Below are 1163 nucleotides of genomic sequence, written 5' to 3' on the forward strand. Positions count from 1 at the left end.
GCCCCCTTGTATCTGCACGAGAGAGATTTCGTGGGATTGAAGCGGTTGAGCCAAGGTCCGGGCGGCCGCCCGGACCTTGGCTTGGTGAAGTCGCCCGTACCACCTGAGGTTACAGCCGCGGGAGAGCTTGGGATCTTCGCCTTCGTCACGCACGACCGAACAGTCGCTTGGTTCCAACCGTACGCACAAGGCAGGTTACCGTGAACAAGATCATTTGTGGAGTTGATGTTTCTAAGGATTGGCTGGACGCGCATCTGTGGCCCGGCGGGGCAGCAGAGCGCTTCGCCAACGACGCGACGGGGATTGCAGCTCTTTGGCTGTTCTGCCGCAGCCATGGCGCAGACCACGCGGTGATGGAGGCGTCGGGCGGCTATGAGCGGCTGGGCTTCATGCTTTTGTGGGCGCACGGCATGCCGTGCGCCCTGGTCAATGCCAGAAGCGTACGCCGCTTCGCCGAGGCGATGGGCTATCTGGAGAAGACCGACCGGATCGACGCTGCCGTCATCGCCCATTATAGCGCAGTCAAGAAGACGGTCCCGACGCCACCGCCCAGCACGACCCAGCAGCGGCTTGCTGCGCTGGTTGGGCGGCTTTGCCAGGTTGTCGGCGATGCGACGGTCAACAAGCAGCGCAGAAGTGCCGCACGCGATGCCGAGACATGCGCCAGCATCGAGGCCATGCTGACCTTCCTCAAGCGCGAGGAGCGGCGCCTGGAAGGCGAGATCGCCTCGATGATCGACGACGATCCGCTTTGGGCCAAGCTGGAGCAGGCCTTCCGTTCGCTCAAGGGTGTGGCCGGCCGCACCGTCGCTCGCCTGATGGCCGAACTGCCCGAGATCGGCCTCATCTCCAACAAGGCCATCGCCAAGCTGGCAGGCCTCGCCCCAATCGCCAACGACAGTGGCAGGCGCACCGGCAACAGGCATGTGCGTGGCGGACGCGCCGGGCCACGGGGCATCCTCTTCATCGTCGCGGCCATCGTGGCCAAGTTCGATCCCCATCTCAAAGCTTTCGCTCAACGGTTGCAACAGGCGGGAAAACCCAAAATGCTCATCCGCATCGCGCTCGCCAGAAAACTGCTCGTCATCCTCAATGCAAAAGCACGCGACGCGCGAGCCGAGTTCGCAAATGCAACTTGACACCCCAGATAGTCGCTCTCCCCC

Annotated in this window: 1 protein-coding gene; it reads left to right on the forward strand. The window is 63.3% G+C overall.

All coding sequences use genetic code 11. The annotated features are described in order from the left end of the window. The first annotated feature begins 200 nt into the window (after positions 1-200). Complete coding sequence (locus tag AC1D0N_RS31860; protein ID WP_477250585.1) at positions 201-1139, forward strand: IS110 family RNA-guided transposase; 939 nt, start codon at positions 201-203, stop codon at positions 1137-1139. Positions 1140-1163 lie beyond the last annotated feature (24 nt).

Source organism: Mesorhizobium sp. P2_E10 (genome assembly GCF_056404235.1).